This window comes from Acinetobacter sp. 129952 (genome assembly GCF_056642055.1).
On sequence record NZ_JBWVSU010000005.1, the window covers coordinates 164,585 to 178,613 of the forward strand.

The following is a 14,029-nucleotide window of genomic DNA, read 5'->3' on the forward strand; positions in this document are numbered from 1 at the left end:
CGTAGATTGTCTGTTTTTTAAACTTGACTTTAAAGCCTGAAAACACAAGAATGCTGCAATAGTTTTATATGCCTTAGATCGATCACCCTTCGACTAAGTGTCATTTCATGCAATGGGCGATTTCTCTAGCCGAGAAATTGAACAAAGCTAAGCAAAATATGTTTATCCCAACATGTTTTAGATCTCGTATTGCTCGAACAGCAAAGAGATCAGATTTTTTTCCTATTGCTATGAAAACTATGAAGTTTGTGTGCTATAACAGTGCAGACAGTTAACAAATGAAACACTGCAAATGCCTCCCATTTGTGCAGTGAATAATATTAGGGTGAATCACGTTGGAACTTCTATCTGGTGGTGAAATGCTTGTTCGCGCATTAGCGGACGAAGGCGTTGAACATGTTTTTGGATACCCAGGCGGCGCAGTTCTTCATATTTATGATGCGCTATTTCAACAAGACAAAATCAATCATTATCTCGTACGTCACGAACAGGCTGCCGGTCACATGGCAGATGCATACTCACGCGTGACAGGCAAGACCGGTGTGGTGCTGGTGACTTCAGGTCCGGGCGCAACCAACACGGTAACGCCAATTGCAACGGCCTATATGGACTCAATCCCGATGGTGATTTTGTCAGGTCAGGTGGCGAGTCATTTGATTGGTGAAGATGCATTCCAGGAAACCGATATGGTCGGTATTTCACGTCCTATCGTGAAACATAGCTTCCAGGTGCGTCATGCCAGCGAAATTCCTGCGATTATCAAGAAAGCCTTCTATATTGCGTCTTCAGGTCGTCCAGGTCCTGTAGTGATTGATATTCCAAAGGATGCGACCAATCCTGCAGAGAAATTTGCTTACGAATACCCAGAAAAAGTGAAGATGCGTTCGTATCAGCCACCGTTCCGTGGTCACTCAGGTCAAATTCGTAAAGCGATTGAAGAACTGATCCATGCTAAACGCCCAGTTATTTACTCAGGCGGTGGTGTGGTTCAAGGCAATGCTTCAGCACAATTGACAGAGCTTGCGCATCTATTGGGTTATCCAGTGACCAATACCTTGATGGGTCTTGGCGCATTCCCGGGTGATGATGAACAGTTCATCGGTATGTTGGGTATGCACGGTACTTATGAAGCTAACATGACCATGCACAATGCAGATGTAATTCTGTGTGTGGGTGCGCGTTTCGATGACCGTGTGACCAACAATCCTGCAAAATTCTGTCCAAATGCTAAAGTCATTCATATAGATATCGACCCAGCGACAATCTCAAAAACCATTATGGCGCACATTCCAATTGTCGGTGCTGTAGAGCCTGTACTGAATGAGATGTTGAACCAGTTGAAACAGCTTAATGTTTCTAAGCCAAATCCTGAAGCGATTGCGGCATGGTGGAAACAGATCAATGAATGGCGCAAGGTTCATGGCGGTCGTTTTGAAGCGGGTGTTGATGGCGTGATGAAGCCACAACAAGTGGTTCAGGCATTGGATAAAGTGACCAATGGCGAAGCGATCATTACTTCTGATGTCGGTCAGCATCAGATGTTTGGTGCGATGTATTACAAATACAAACGTCCACGTCAATGGATCAACTCAGGTGGTCTAGGCACCATGGGTGTAGGCTTGCCGTATGCAATGGCTGCGAAGCTTGCATACCCGGAACAGCAAGTGGTGTGTATCACCGGTGAAGCATCGATTCAGATGTGTATCCAGGAACTGTCGACCTGTAAGCAATATGGCCTGAATGTAAAAATCCTGTGCCTGAATAACCAGTCTTTAGGGATGGTGAAGCAGTGGCAAGATATGAACTATGAAGGACGTCATTCAAGTTCTTATGTAGATTCATTGCCTGATTTTGCCAAACTGATGGAAGCCTATGGTCATGTCGGTATTCAGATTAATCATGCCGATGAGCTAGAGTCGAAGCTTGCAGAAGCGATGGCGATTAACGACAAGTGCGTATTTATTAACGTTATGGTAGATCGTACCGAGCACGTTTATCCGATGTTGATTGCGGGTCAGTCGATGCAGGATATGTGGTTGGCTAAAGGGGAGCGCACGAAATGAGACATATTATCTCTGTACTCGTAGAAAACGAATCAGGCGCGCTTTCCCGTTTAGTGGGTTTGTTCTCACAGCGTGGCTACAATATCGAAACATTGAATGTTGCTCCGACTGAAGATCCAACGCTTTCACGTTTGACATTGACCACTTATGGTGATGATCACAAGATTGAGCAAATTACCAAACAGCTTAACAAGTTGGTTGAAGTGGTGAAAGTGGTTGACCTGTCTGAAGGTGCACATATTGAGCGTGAATTGATGCTGATTAAAGTCAAAGCATTGGGTTCATCGCGTGACGAAATCAAACGTACGGCAGATATTTTCCGTGGTCAGATTGTCGATGTAACACCAACGACCTATACCATTCAAATCGCGGGTACCACTGAAAAAGTGGATGCGTTTATTGATGCACTTGCAGAACACACGATTTTAGAAGTGGTTCGTTCAGGTGTATCAGGTATCGCACGCGGCGAAAAAGTACTCACCATCTAAATTTTAAGTATTTCCTCATCTGAATAAGAAGAGGGTATCAGGCAATGTAAATTTAAGGGTCATTGCCTGATTTAACGGACAAACAAGCATTTAAGCGGAGACAGCAATGCAAATTTTTTACGATAAAGACTGTGACTTATCTATCATCCAATCTAAGAAAGTAGCGATCATTGGTTACGGTTCACAAGGCCACGCGCATGCGCTTAACCTGAAAGATTCTGGCGTTGACGTAACTGTAGGTTTACGTGCGAACTCTGCTTCTTGGAAGAAAGCTGAAAATTCAGGTCTTAAAGTTGCTGAAGTTCCTGCTGCTGTAGCGCAAGCTGACGTAGTGATGATCTTGACTCCAGATGAGTTCCAATCTCAACTTTACCGTGACGTAATTGAGCCAAACATCAAGCAAGGCGCTACTTTAGCATTTGCTCATGGTTTCTCGATTCTTTATAACCAAATTGTTCCACGTGCTGACTTAGACGTAATCATGGTTGCGCCTAAAGCTCCTGGTCACACAGTACGTTCTGAATACCAACGTGGTTCAGGTGTTCCTGACCTTATCGCGATTCACCAAGATGCTTCTGGTAATGCGCGTAACGTTGCTCTTTCTTACGCTTCAGGCGTAGGTGGCGGCCGTACAGGTATCATCGAAACTTCATTCCGTGAAGAAACTGAAACTGATCTTTTCGGTGAGCAAGCAGTTCTTTGTGGTGGTGCTGTTGAATTGGTTAAAATGGGCTTCGAAACTCTTGTTGAAGCTGGCTATGCTCCTGAAATGGCGTACTTCGAATGTCTACACGAACTTAAATTGATCGTTGACTTGATGTTCGAAGGCGGTATCGCGGACATGAACTACTCAGTGTCAAACAACGCTGAATACGGCGAATATGTAACGGGTACTGAAGTAATCAACGAACAGTCTCGTGAAGCAATGCGTAATGCACTTAAACGTATTCAATCTGGCGAATACGCGAAGATGTTTATTCAAGAAGGTGCGTTGAACTACCCATCTATGACTGCTCGTCGTCGTCAAAATGCGGCTCACGGTATCGAAGTTACTGGTAACAAGTTACGTGCGATGATGCCTTGGATCCAAGCGAACAAAATTGTAGATAAAGAGAAAAACTAATTTCTCGAATCAATTGATTTGAATGTGAAAACCCACTTAATTTGAGTGGGTTTTTCATATCTTGGAGCCAAGCAAACAAAATCGTTGATAAATAGAAAAACTAATCTCTTGATTGGCTGATTTTTATGCTATAAAAGCCCTGCGAAAGCGGGGTTTTTTATTGGATAAGAATAATGATTTTATATAAATATATGAGCTTTGATGATGCTCTTTTAACCTTAAATAATCGGACATTAGCTTTTTCGCATTTAGAGGATTTTAATGATCCGTTCGAATGTACAACATTAGGCTTGTATGATCATGTAATTTCAAAGCGAAATTCTAATGAGGTTTTGCAGCAGAAGTTTTCCAGAAAGTATTTAATTACATGTTTAACTAAACAGCCATTAAATCCATTGATGTGGGCACATTATGCAGATAGCCATAATGGTGTAGTAATTGGAATTGACGTAAATAAAGCTGGATTGAATGATGCTGATAAATTCATTATTACAGCAGACTGTGGTTCAGTCACATATTTAAGTGAAGAGCCGAAAAACTTAAATCGATGTACTGTTGAATTTTTGAATAATGTTGAAAATTTAACTTGGGGAAAAGATAAAGAAATATTGAAACAAGCGCTACTTAATAAAATGCATTTTTGGAAGTATGAAGAAGAGGTAAGAATTGTGAAAAAAATTTCACCTTATATTTCTACCTATCATATACCACGTCAACGAAAGTATAATTTTGATGGTCAAGTATGGCAGAAAATTACACCAGGATTTAAACCAATTTATACATTGGAAATAAATCCTGATGCCTTTGTTGATGTAACATTTGGATTAGGTTCATACCGGAAATTAAGACGTTCACAAGAAAAAGAAACTAATACTTGGAATCCTGATAATATAGAAAAATTAGATCGGTTATATAACCTTTGTAGAAGTTTGAGTTTACCTGTATTTAAAGTAGATAAAGATTATGATAGGTGGGGTCTTACACGTAAAAATATTGATATTTAAAAATATTAAGTAATAATATTGGTTTTAAAGCATAGTATGTGTTCTAAATTTCCACTTCATTTTTCTTTTCAAAAAATGAAGTATAGCCAGCGTAAAAACTCATTCTTATTGATCATGTCCACACTCAATTTTTTATTATTTGATTTGTATAAATCAGTTATTGAACTGTAATTGTACGACCTCTAAAAAAAATCAATTAAAAAATATTGAAATAAACATCACTAAACTTATTTTTACCTTGATGTCAATCAAAAAAATATTTATTAGAATATAAATTTTGAAATTAAATTTTTAAATATTAAAATTATTGATAAATTAAATTAATAGTAATTAAAATTTAATAATATTATAAAATTAATTATTTACTTTGTTACATTTTTATACTCTAGGTTCAATATATGCTTTGTGTTGTTTGATTGTAATTGTTTGTTTAGCTGAAAAATATTAAACTTTTATGATGCTGTAAAAATAACTATAAAAAATAAAAAAAATAATTTTTTTAAAGGGTAGTATCTGGAAATTGTAAGCATTTGTAAGATTTATTTCCAATTTAAATTGAGTAATTTGAAAAAATAATTATATCAATGTCTTGTGGGTATTTTTATCTATTAAATGAAGTGTGGTGAAAGTATGGAATGCTTATAATTTTAAATTGATTGTATTTGTAATAATTTATATATAAGTCTAAGTGCTTATAAAACAAATAAATATATAGATAGATAATTTTATAAAAATATAGGCGGCTATATTGTGAATATTAAAGCTTTGTACGCTAATGAAAATAATCGCACTAATATGAGTCTGCGCTTAGAAAAATAGCTCTGAATTCTAAGAGTTGGGATATAAGCGTTAAAAATAAAAGAAAAATATATTCTTTTAAAAAAAGAAATGGAGAAAAATATGAAAAAAATGACTCAAGCCACATTAGCAGCACTCGTACTGGGTTTTAGTTTTAGTTCAACAGCTCTATACGCAGCAGAAACAAACCGAGGTGGTCCTCCACAACAGGGTCCAAATAAACCTCATAAACCAGGCAAACATGGATGTGGAGACAAATGTGACGGAAAAATTGACATTGTTTTGGAAGTTCCAAGACATTGTGATTTAGATGTTGAGACACCTCGATTAACACTTGCACAAACCACGGGAGGTAATTGGAGCGATGCGGGCTTCTTTAATGTCAGCACAAATGCCCCTTATCGATTAAATATTAATCCACTAAATACTTTGCGCAATGGTGAGAACTCTGTACCTGTAGTTGTGACTACTACACGTGGTGGAAAAGCTTATTATGGCACTCAGTCAAGTACCAAAGGACAAGCTCATCGTTGGGATGTCGCAGCTACAGTAGCTGGTAGTGCGGTTGAAGCAGCTGATGCTGGTACTTATCGTGGTGTATATAACGTAGAAGTGCGATTCTAATAATAAGAAATTTTTTATATAACATTTTGAATAAGTAGGAGATGTACTACATCTCCTATTTTAATATTTTTATGATTAATAATAATTATATTTAGGTTTAGGAGTGAAATATGATTAAAAAAATTATAGGATTTTCTATATTGTTTTTGTTTAGTTTTTCTTTATCAGCGGGAATAAAATTCAGTCCTATCCAACTCTATATTCAAGATTTTAAAAGACAGAAAAGTACAACTGTTAATATTGAAAGTACAGGATTAAGTACTTCAAAAATATATGAAATTAGTGCATTTAAATGGCAGCAAAATGAAAAAGGTGAAGATGTTCTATTGGAGGATAATACTTTATTGTTTAATCCAAAAACATTTGAGCTAAAACCTGAAAGTAAACAAGTTGTCCGTATCGGGTTTAGCCAACCCCCATTAAATTTAGAACAACAGCAATCATGGAGGATCATTTTTAAAGAAGTAACACCAGTTGATGATAATTCTTCGATTAATTTTTTGTTTAACTTCTCACTGCCTTTTTTTGCTGGAAAACAGGTTACACCACAATTAAATATAGATTTGCAAAAAATTAATGAACTGGCTTATCTAAATGTAAATAATCTATCTAAATCTCATGCAAAAATTACTGAAGTTATAGTATTGGATGATAAAAATAATCAACTCATGAAAAAAGATTTTGTTCAATATATTTTGAGTGGAAATAAAATTAAATTTGAACTTGGCGAATTAAAAGAAAATGGAGATTTGAAGTTAAAAATAAAAGTAGAAGACCATGAGGGATATTTGGAATTTCCTGTAAAAGCCTAGAAGATGCTTACAAAAAGAATAAATAGTAAAAGGATGATGCTATGAAGGTCACTAAAATTCTTCTAATGATCGCGTGTGGGATGGGGCTAACAAATGTAAATGCTGAAAATGTCCAACAGACGGTGCAGAAAGACAATCTAGAAATGTTCATCGTAAACATATGGGTAAATGGCTTAGATTATAAAACTGAAGCAATTCATTTTTCTGATGGAGGGCAGAGGTATATTGAGTGTGAGGCTTTATCCAGAATAGGAATTCACATTGAAAGGATCCCCCGTCATTTGGTCAAGAAGGAGTTCTGTTTATTGAATCAACCAGGTGTAACAGTTGAAGATGACTATAGTTTACAAGCCATTAAAATTAACTTTCCAGTCAATTATTTTGAAGATACTCATTATGAATTAGAGGTAGAAAATCCCGAGAAAGCGAATTTTGGAGGGTTTGTTAATTATAGTTTATTTTATAATAAAGATGATGCAGAACAAGAGTTTAATACATTTTCAGAAATTGGGATATTTAAAGATTATTGGTTATTAAAAAATGCTTTTTTATATCGTAATGAACCTGAAGATATTGAAGAAGGACTTTTACGTGTCAATACGACGCTCGATGTTGAATTTCCAAAAATCTTTTCAAGACTTACCTTGGGAGATACGACGAGTCCTTATAGCAGTTTAAATAATTCTTTTCGGTTTGGGGGGCTAAGCTTTGGTACCAACTATACCAATCGTCCAGACTTTGTTTACTGGAATGCGCCGACTTTAAATGGGAGTGCAAGCGTACCTTCAACAATTGATCTATATATTAATGGGGTGCGTTTATATCGGGATTCTGTTACCCCCGGTAATTATAATCTTCCTGCTGGAGCAATGCTAAATCAGGCGGGTGATGCGCAAATTGTTGTAGAAGATATTTTAGGGAATAGGACAGTCCAGAGTTTTCCCGTTTATATTAATAGTCGATTATTAAAACCAAAATTGAATGAATATAATATTTCATTGGGTAAATTAAGATATAACTATGATTATGTCGATGATGATTATCGGGAGTTTTTTACAAAATTGTTTTATCGGCGGGGTATAACGTCTTCAATGACCTTGGGAGGAGATTTTTTATATAGTAAAGATGTCAGCAATTTTGATTTTTTATGGACACAAGGAATAAGTAAATACTTGCTTATGGATAGTGCATTTTCAGTTAGCCAGACAGAAGCGGATGATGAACAAGGATATGCGGCTTCGATAGCCCTGAGTCGGGATTTTAGAAACTGGTCCTTTGGTATAAATAGTCGATATTTTACTCAGGAATATCAATATTTAAGTGGTGATATATATGACTCTAATATTGAAGCCTCAAATATTCTATATTTTAATTTTTCCAATTTGGGATTCATTGATGGATTAAATCTTAGTTATATTTATCAATCTTATTATGATCAAAATGGTTTTAGTAATGATACTCAGAAAATTTTTGATATTCGAGCTTCAAAAAGCTTAACAAAAAAATTATATACAAATTTTGGCTTTTATAAAGATTTTGGGAATGATGGGGATCATGGTTTTAATATCGCTTTATCTTATGATTGGGAAGAAAAGGGTCAAATTTATTTAAATCACGATACTGAAGATAATGAAACGAGTTTAAGTTTTAGTCACAGAACGATGACTCAGAATGGTTTTGATTATGTTTTGGGGGTTAATCGCACTGAAGAAGAAGTGAATTACAATGCCTATGGTTTATGGAAGACCAGTGTAGGTAATTTACAACTTTCTCATGATGAATATGAGAATCGTCGTAATTCACAGGCTATGTTTGAGGGTGCCTTAGTCTGGCTGGGTGGTAAAATGGCATTCACCAAATATGCTGATAATGCTTTTGTTCTGGTTGAAGTGGATCAACATCCAAATCTTGATATCTATCGCTCAGCGAGTCTAGCTGGAAGTACCAATAATCAAGGCTATATGTTTATACATAACATTATTCCTTATATTCATTATGATATTTCTTTTGACCATAACCAGTTAGCGATGGAAGAAACTTTTGAACACTCTTCTAAAAAAATGATTGGTCTGGATCAACGTGGATATAAGCTGGATTTTCCTATCTATAAAACCAAACGTATTGCGCTAAGAATTAAAGATGCGCAACAAAATAATTTAGTCATAGGCTCTGAGGTTCTTGTGGATGGTCTCAGTACAGAACCTTCTTTTGTTGATAGTCAGGGTATTGTTTACCTATATCTATTTAAAGCAGGCACTTACAACATTAAAGTGAAGACTAGTAGGGGACAGCAGTGCCAGGCTCAATTCATTCTGAATGAAAACCAATTCCAGAATGCAGACAAACAAATTCTGGAAACTCTATGTAAGTAGGAGTAGAAAAATGAAAAAACTCTTTTTATTTATTACCGCACTCAGTATGAGTGAAATAGCCATGGCCCAATATTGCTCGATTGATGGTTTTACTACTCCAGAATTACGTCTAGCCAGCTATCAGCGTAGTCAGGCTGCCACTTCATTTAATATTTCATGTGATACTGGCTATTCAATTTTATTTAATAGCCAGAACCTGGTGAGTTCTAACGGGATAAGTTATGTGTCTAACGGTCCTAATAAATTGCGTACCAAATTGAATTTGAGTGGTGCAAATAGTAGGTTATGGGGAGTCAGAGTGAATCAGGGAGCTTCACAGAGACAGAAATATGTCGTTTCGGTTCAACTCGAAGAGAATCCTTTTAATGGGGTTCCAGCTGGAACTTATCGTGATCGGATTTCTGTCGATATTAATTTTTAAATCATAGAAATAAGGAAATTGCCTGAAAGACTTTAAACCAACCTGGGATCAGTACAGTAGAGCAAACATGCAGAAACTTTGAGGGAGTTAAATGAAGATCTGTATAAAGTGAATATCTTTTTAGTCTAAGGAGTAATTGGTATTCACTTATTTTTTTAATATAAATAATAATTTAGAAGATTTATTTTTGGCTTTTTTTAGTTATTTTTATTCATCAAATAGTCATGAGATCTTTCTATACTGGGTGAAAAATATAAGCGAATAGGTGCGAGATGCAACAAATTTCCATCTCAGAATTATTAGAGCAAAGACCTGTTATTCACAAAATCCAGTTTGATTTAAAAGAACAACGTAAACAGGCCATTCATGACAAAATTATCTTAGAAGATCTGACACGGTCCCGTTTAAAAATTGCCATCGTTACCGAAACTTGGCCTCCTGAAATCAATGGGGTTGCCCACGCTTTATTGCAACTTTGTAAAGGATTACAAAAACAGGGGCATAAGATTTTATTAATTCGTCCAGAACAACGGCAAGCCTGTAACGATTTTAAACCGCATAGTGAGTGTCTGGTTAAAGCGCATTGCCTTCCTAAATATAGCAATTTGCAGTTTGGTAGACCGCAATTTCTAAAAATCCATCAAGCTGTTGAAATTTTTACACCCGATATTATTCACATTGTGACCGAAGGCCCTTTAGGTTTGGTAGCTCAACAGCTTGCAAAATTCCATAAAATTCCAATCTCTAGCGGTTTCCATTCGTCATTTCAGGAATTTAGTCGGTTTTTTGATTTGGCTTTTTTACTAAAGCCAATTCAAGGCTATTTAAAGTGGTTTCATAATAATACTGATTTGACCTGTGTCCCGAGTCGAGGCACGGCTCAAGCCTTAAATCAGTTTGGTGTAACTTGTCCCTTGGCAGTTGTGGGCAGGGGCGTCGATCCAGATACATTTTCACCAAAGTGGCGATCACCAGATTTGCGCTATGCTTGGGGAGTTTCAAATGAGACCCGGGTAATGTTGTATGTCGGACGGCTTTCTCCTGAAAAGGAAATTGACGTGCTGATCAAGACCTATTTTGTGCTGCGCCAAGTTCGCCAGCAAGATATACGTTTGGTGGTGGTTGGAGATGGGCCGGATCGCACTCGACTGCAACAACTGAATCAGGATGGCAGCATTGTTTTTACCGGTAGCTTGACAGGAGAAAAACTGTCAGCGGCGTATGCCAGTGCTGATGTGTTCTGTTTTGCCAGTCAGGTAGAAACCTTTGGAAATGTGGTATTGGAAGCGATGGCCAGTGGCTTGCCAGTAATTGCTTATGATTATGCTTGTGCAAACTTGCATGTGCAGCATGGTGAAACGGGATGGTTGAGCAGACTTGGACATCAGCAGGGTTTGATCCAGCAGATGCTCGGATTGCCTGATCTGCAAAGATTGCAGCAGATGGGCGCGCAAGCACGTAAAAAAGCCGAAAAGGTAGGCTGGCAATATCCAGTCCGGCAATTTGAACAGGCACTGTATTCACTGGTACAGCAACAGGAATACAGGATATAAAACAAGAAAGGAGCACCAGTGTGAAACTCCAGAATGTAAAGATTAAATTTTTAGAAATCGATTTGAAAGGCTGTGTTTATCTGAATCATTTTTCTCATTCAGTCCGTATTGCCACTTTTTTTAAAATGATTAGCCGCTTAGGAAATGGTGCATTTTGGTATTTTATGCTGATACTGGTTTGGATCATGCAAGGCTTGATCTATACCGTGCAGATTGTTTATCTGATTCTAGGAAGCACCATTGGTACTATGATTTACAAGGTACTTAAAATCAAAACCGTACGGCCACGTCCTTATCAGGTACATCAAGTGATCCGTTTGGGTGAGCATCCACTGGATCATTTCAGTTTTCCTTCCGGGCATACCTTGCATGCCGTGATGGCAACCACCGTTTTAGGTTATGTCGCACCTTTATTACTCATGCTGATGTTGCCTTTTACGGTTCTGGTCGCAGTGTCCCGAATGGTGCTGGGATTGCATTATCCAAGTGATGTGGCAGTTGGCGCAATTCTGGGTGGCATGATGGCAATTGCCATTGTCCTGACCGCGCCTTATCTGAATATTGTGCTGTAAAAATAAGTGAAAGCCGGAGCAAAGGCTCGCAGATTTTCACAGATTTGTTAAAGTACAGCATCAAAGCAATTATGGTGAGAAATAGAGATGGGTTTACGTTGGACTGACACGCTCGATATCGCGATTGAACTCTATGAAGCGCATCCAGATGTGGACCCGCAGTGGATTCGTTTTACTGATTTACATGCCTGGGTGTGTGCTTTGCCTGAGTTTGAAGATGATCCAACCAAGTCGACTGAAGGTTTGCTTGAAGCCATTCAAATGGCATGGATTGACGAGGCACGCTAAGCCCTCATCTTAAAAAAGCATTTTTTTACAGATGAAAAGCAGAAAAATGCGCATTATCTCGGTATAATGCGCCAAATTTTCATGTCAACAATTGACTTAAGGAGCCTATCATGGCTATCGAACGTACTTTATCTATCGTTAAACCAGACGCAGTTGCTAAAAACCACATCGGCGACATCTTTGCTCGTTTCGAGAAAGCTGGTCTTCAAATTGTTGCAACTAAAATGAAACATTTGACTCAAGCTGAAGCTGAAGGCTTCTATGCTGAGCACAAAGAACGTGGTTTCTTTGCTGACCTGGTTGCATTCATGACTTCTGGTCCAGTGGTTGTTTCAGTTCTTGAAGGCGAAAACGCTGTTCTTGCTCATCGTGACATCCTTGGTGCGACGAATCCTAAAGAAGCTGCTCCTGGTACTATCCGTGCAGATTTCGCTGTAAGCATCGATGAAAACGCTGCTCACGGTTCTGACTCTGTAGCATCTGCTGATCGTGAAGTTAACTACTTCTTCGCTCAAACTGAGATTGCTCCACGTACTCGTTAATTCGCAGTATTCAAGCCAGATAAGTGTTATTATACTTATCTGGTTTTTTTATTCTCTGAATAATTCTTTGCTCACATATTGAGCTTCTCCTTTCATCTTTAGACATGGTTTAGGTAATACACATGAGTACTGAAGCAGTCGCTGTATCAGCAGTTTCTGAGCCACAGCAACACACTCCATCCGCTCCAGCACAGGCAAATACTGTCGAGAAAGTGAATTTACTTGGCATGTCACGTCCGCAAATGGAAAAATTCTTTGAGGACATGGGTGAGAAGAAGTTTCGTGCCGGGCAGGTGATGAAATGGATTCACCAGTTCTTCGTGACCGATTTTGCTGAAATGACCAATATTTCAGGAAAACTGCGTGAAAAACTGGAAAAGATTTGTGAAATTAAAGCACCGGAAGTGGTGCATAAAAACTATTCCAAAGATGGAACCCGTAAATGGGTATTCCGTGTTGGCGATGGCGAAGGTTCTCTTGTTGAAACGGTACTGATTCCTGCTGAACATCGCAGTGGTTTACGTCGCACTTTGTGTATTTCTTCACAAGTGGGCTGTGCACTGGACTGTTCATTCTGTTCGACCGGTAAACAGGGTTTTCAGCGCGATTTGACCCAGGCGGAAATTATCGGTCAGCTCTGGATGGCGAATTATTCCTATATGGAAGATGTGCCTGTACTTGAACGTGAACGCTCAGTCACAAACGTGGTGATGATGGGCATGGGCGAGCCATTGCTTAACTACGATGCAGTATTGAATTCAATGCGCATTATGCTGGATGACTTTGCATACGGCATGTCAAAACGTCGTGTGACTTTATCGACTTCTGGTGTGGTGCCGAAAATCGATCAGATGGTCAAAGATATTGACGTGGCGCTGGCTATTTCATTGCATGCGCCCAATGACGAGCTGCGTAACGAGCTGGTGCCGATCAATAAAAAATATCCGCTTGAGCAGCTGATTGCTGCATGTCAGCGCTATATTGCTAAAGATGGTAACGAAAGTTCACGTAAACATGTGACGATTGAATATGTGATGTTAGATGGCGTGAATGACCATCCTGAACATGCTCAGCAAATGATTAAGCTGTTGAAGAATTTGCCAAGCAAGATTAATTTGATTCCTTTTAATCCGTTCCCGCATGCGCCATATGGCCGCTCAAGCCGCAACCGGATTATTTCTTTCCAAAAAACTTTGTCTGATGCCGGTTTTGTGTGTACGATTCGTCAGACACGCGGTGATGACATTGATGCCGCGTGTGGACAGTTAGTCGGACAAGTCGCTGACCGTACCCGTCGTGCGGAACAGTGGAAAAAGAAAATTGCGCAATCGAATGAGATCATGCGCTCACAAGGATAATAAGAGGTCGC

At 38.4% G+C, this 14,029-nt stretch carries 13 protein-coding genes; all 13 read left to right on the top strand.

What is annotated here, in order from left to right; all coding sequences use genetic code 11:
• Positions 1-335: 335 nt before the first annotated feature.
• The 13 genes from AC1IR0_RS07630 to rlmN all read left to right on the top strand — a co-directional run bounded on the left by AC1IR0_RS07630 (position 336) and on the right by rlmN (position 14,018).
• The gene (locus AC1IR0_RS07630) at positions 336-2,063 is read left to right on the top strand and encodes an acetolactate synthase 3 large subunit (RefSeq protein ID WP_191112067.1); all 1,728 of its coding nucleotides are present in this window, start codon (positions 336-338) and stop codon (positions 2,061-2,063) included.
• Positions 2,060-2,551 (top strand): acetolactate synthase small subunit, encoded by a 492-nt coding sequence (gene ilvN, locus AC1IR0_RS07635; RefSeq protein ID WP_004278369.1) that lies wholly within the window; start codon positions 2,060-2,062, stop codon positions 2,549-2,551. The genes AC1IR0_RS07630 and ilvN overlap by 4 nt, the downstream gene beginning before the upstream one ends.
• Before the next feature lie 106 nt (positions 2,552-2,657).
• The gene (gene ilvC / locus AC1IR0_RS07640) at positions 2,658-3,674 is read left to right on the top strand and encodes a ketol-acid reductoisomerase (protein ID WP_409651919.1); all 1,017 of its coding nucleotides are present in this window, start codon (positions 2,658-2,660) and stop codon (positions 3,672-3,674) included.
• A 173-nt stretch (positions 3,675-3,847) separates the two neighbouring features.
• Positions 3,848-4,678, top strand: coding sequence for a DUF2971 domain-containing protein (locus tag AC1IR0_RS07645; RefSeq protein WP_262457693.1), 831 nt, complete (start codon positions 3,848-3,850; stop codon positions 4,676-4,678).
• Positions 4,679-5,578: 900 nt separating this feature from the next.
• Entirely contained in the window at positions 5,579-6,100 is a 522-nt protein-coding gene (locus tag AC1IR0_RS07650) for a hypothetical protein (RefSeq protein WP_253159857.1), read from the top strand.
• A gap of 110 nt (positions 6,101-6,210) precedes the next feature.
• Positions 6,211-6,912 (top strand): fimbrial biogenesis chaperone, encoded by a 702-nt coding sequence (locus AC1IR0_RS07655; RefSeq protein ID WP_005107881.1) that lies wholly within the window; start codon positions 6,211-6,213, stop codon positions 6,910-6,912.
• Positions 6,913-6,953: 41 nt separating this feature from the next.
• On the top strand, positions 6,954-9,284 hold the full coding sequence (locus AC1IR0_RS07660; RefSeq protein WP_409651924.1) for a fimbria/pilus outer membrane usher protein: 2,331 nt from the start codon (positions 6,954-6,956) through the stop codon (positions 9,282-9,284).
• 10 nt (positions 9,285-9,294) lie between these two features.
• Complete coding sequence (locus AC1IR0_RS07665; RefSeq protein ID WP_479741261.1) at positions 9,295-9,705, top strand: hypothetical protein; 411 nt, start codon at positions 9,295-9,297, stop codon at positions 9,703-9,705.
• A gap of 272 nt (positions 9,706-9,977) precedes the next feature.
• Complete coding sequence (locus tag AC1IR0_RS07670; protein WP_409651927.1) at positions 9,978-11,258, top strand: glycosyltransferase family 4 protein; 1,281 nt, start codon at positions 9,978-9,980, stop codon at positions 11,256-11,258.
• A 20-nt stretch (positions 11,259-11,278) separates the two neighbouring features.
• Positions 11,279-11,830 (top strand): phosphatase PAP2 family protein, encoded by a 552-nt coding sequence (locus AC1IR0_RS07675; protein ID WP_004278361.1) that lies wholly within the window; start codon positions 11,279-11,281, stop codon positions 11,828-11,830.
• An 87-nt stretch (positions 11,831-11,917) separates the two neighbouring features.
• Positions 11,918-12,118 carry a Fe-S cluster assembly protein IscX gene (gene iscX / locus AC1IR0_RS07680; RefSeq protein WP_004278360.1) on the top strand — a complete coding sequence of 67 codons (201 nt, stop codon included), beginning with the start codon at positions 11,918-11,920 and terminating at the stop codon, positions 12,116-12,118.
• A gap of 110 nt (positions 12,119-12,228) precedes the next feature.
• Positions 12,229-12,660 (top strand): nucleoside-diphosphate kinase, encoded by a 432-nt coding sequence (gene ndk / locus AC1IR0_RS07685; protein ID WP_004647460.1) that lies wholly within the window; start codon positions 12,229-12,231, stop codon positions 12,658-12,660.
• Between the two features lie 122 nt (positions 12,661-12,782).
• Positions 12,783-14,018: a dual-specificity RNA methyltransferase RlmN gene (gene rlmN, locus AC1IR0_RS07690; protein ID WP_004278358.1), complete on the top strand. Its 1,236-nt coding sequence runs from the start codon at positions 12,783-12,785 to the stop codon at positions 14,016-14,018.
• The last annotated feature ends 11 nt before the right edge of the window (positions 14,019-14,029 follow it).

Coding starts and splice junctions, on each gene's coding strand:
- ilvN (WP_004278369.1), top strand. CDS start 2,060: ATGAGACATATTATCTCTGTACTCGTAGAAAACGAATCAGGCGCGCTT.
- ilvC (WP_409651919.1), top strand. CDS start 2,658: ATGCAAATTTTTTACGATAAAGACTGTGACTTATCTATCATCCAATCT.
- AC1IR0_RS07645 (WP_262457693.1), top strand. CDS start 3,848: ATGATTTTATATAAATATATGAGCTTTGATGATGCTCTTTTAACCTTA.
- AC1IR0_RS07650 (WP_253159857.1), top strand. CDS start 5,579: ATGAAAAAAATGACTCAAGCCACATTAGCAGCACTCGTACTGGGTTTT.
- AC1IR0_RS07655 (WP_005107881.1), top strand. CDS start 6,211: ATGATTAAAAAAATTATAGGATTTTCTATATTGTTTTTGTTTAGTTTT.
- AC1IR0_RS07660 (WP_409651924.1), top strand. CDS start 6,954: ATGAAGGTCACTAAAATTCTTCTAATGATCGCGTGTGGGATGGGGCTA.
- AC1IR0_RS07665 (WP_479741261.1), top strand. CDS start 9,295: ATGAAAAAACTCTTTTTATTTATTACCGCACTCAGTATGAGTGAAATA.
- AC1IR0_RS07670 (WP_409651927.1), top strand. CDS start 9,978: ATGCAACAAATTTCCATCTCAGAATTATTAGAGCAAAGACCTGTTATT.
- iscX (WP_004278360.1), top strand. CDS start 11,918: ATGGGTTTACGTTGGACTGACACGCTCGATATCGCGATTGAACTCTAT.
- ndk (WP_004647460.1), top strand. CDS start 12,229: ATGGCTATCGAACGTACTTTATCTATCGTTAAACCAGACGCAGTTGCT.
- rlmN (WP_004278358.1), top strand. CDS start 12,783: ATGAGTACTGAAGCAGTCGCTGTATCAGCAGTTTCTGAGCCACAGCAA.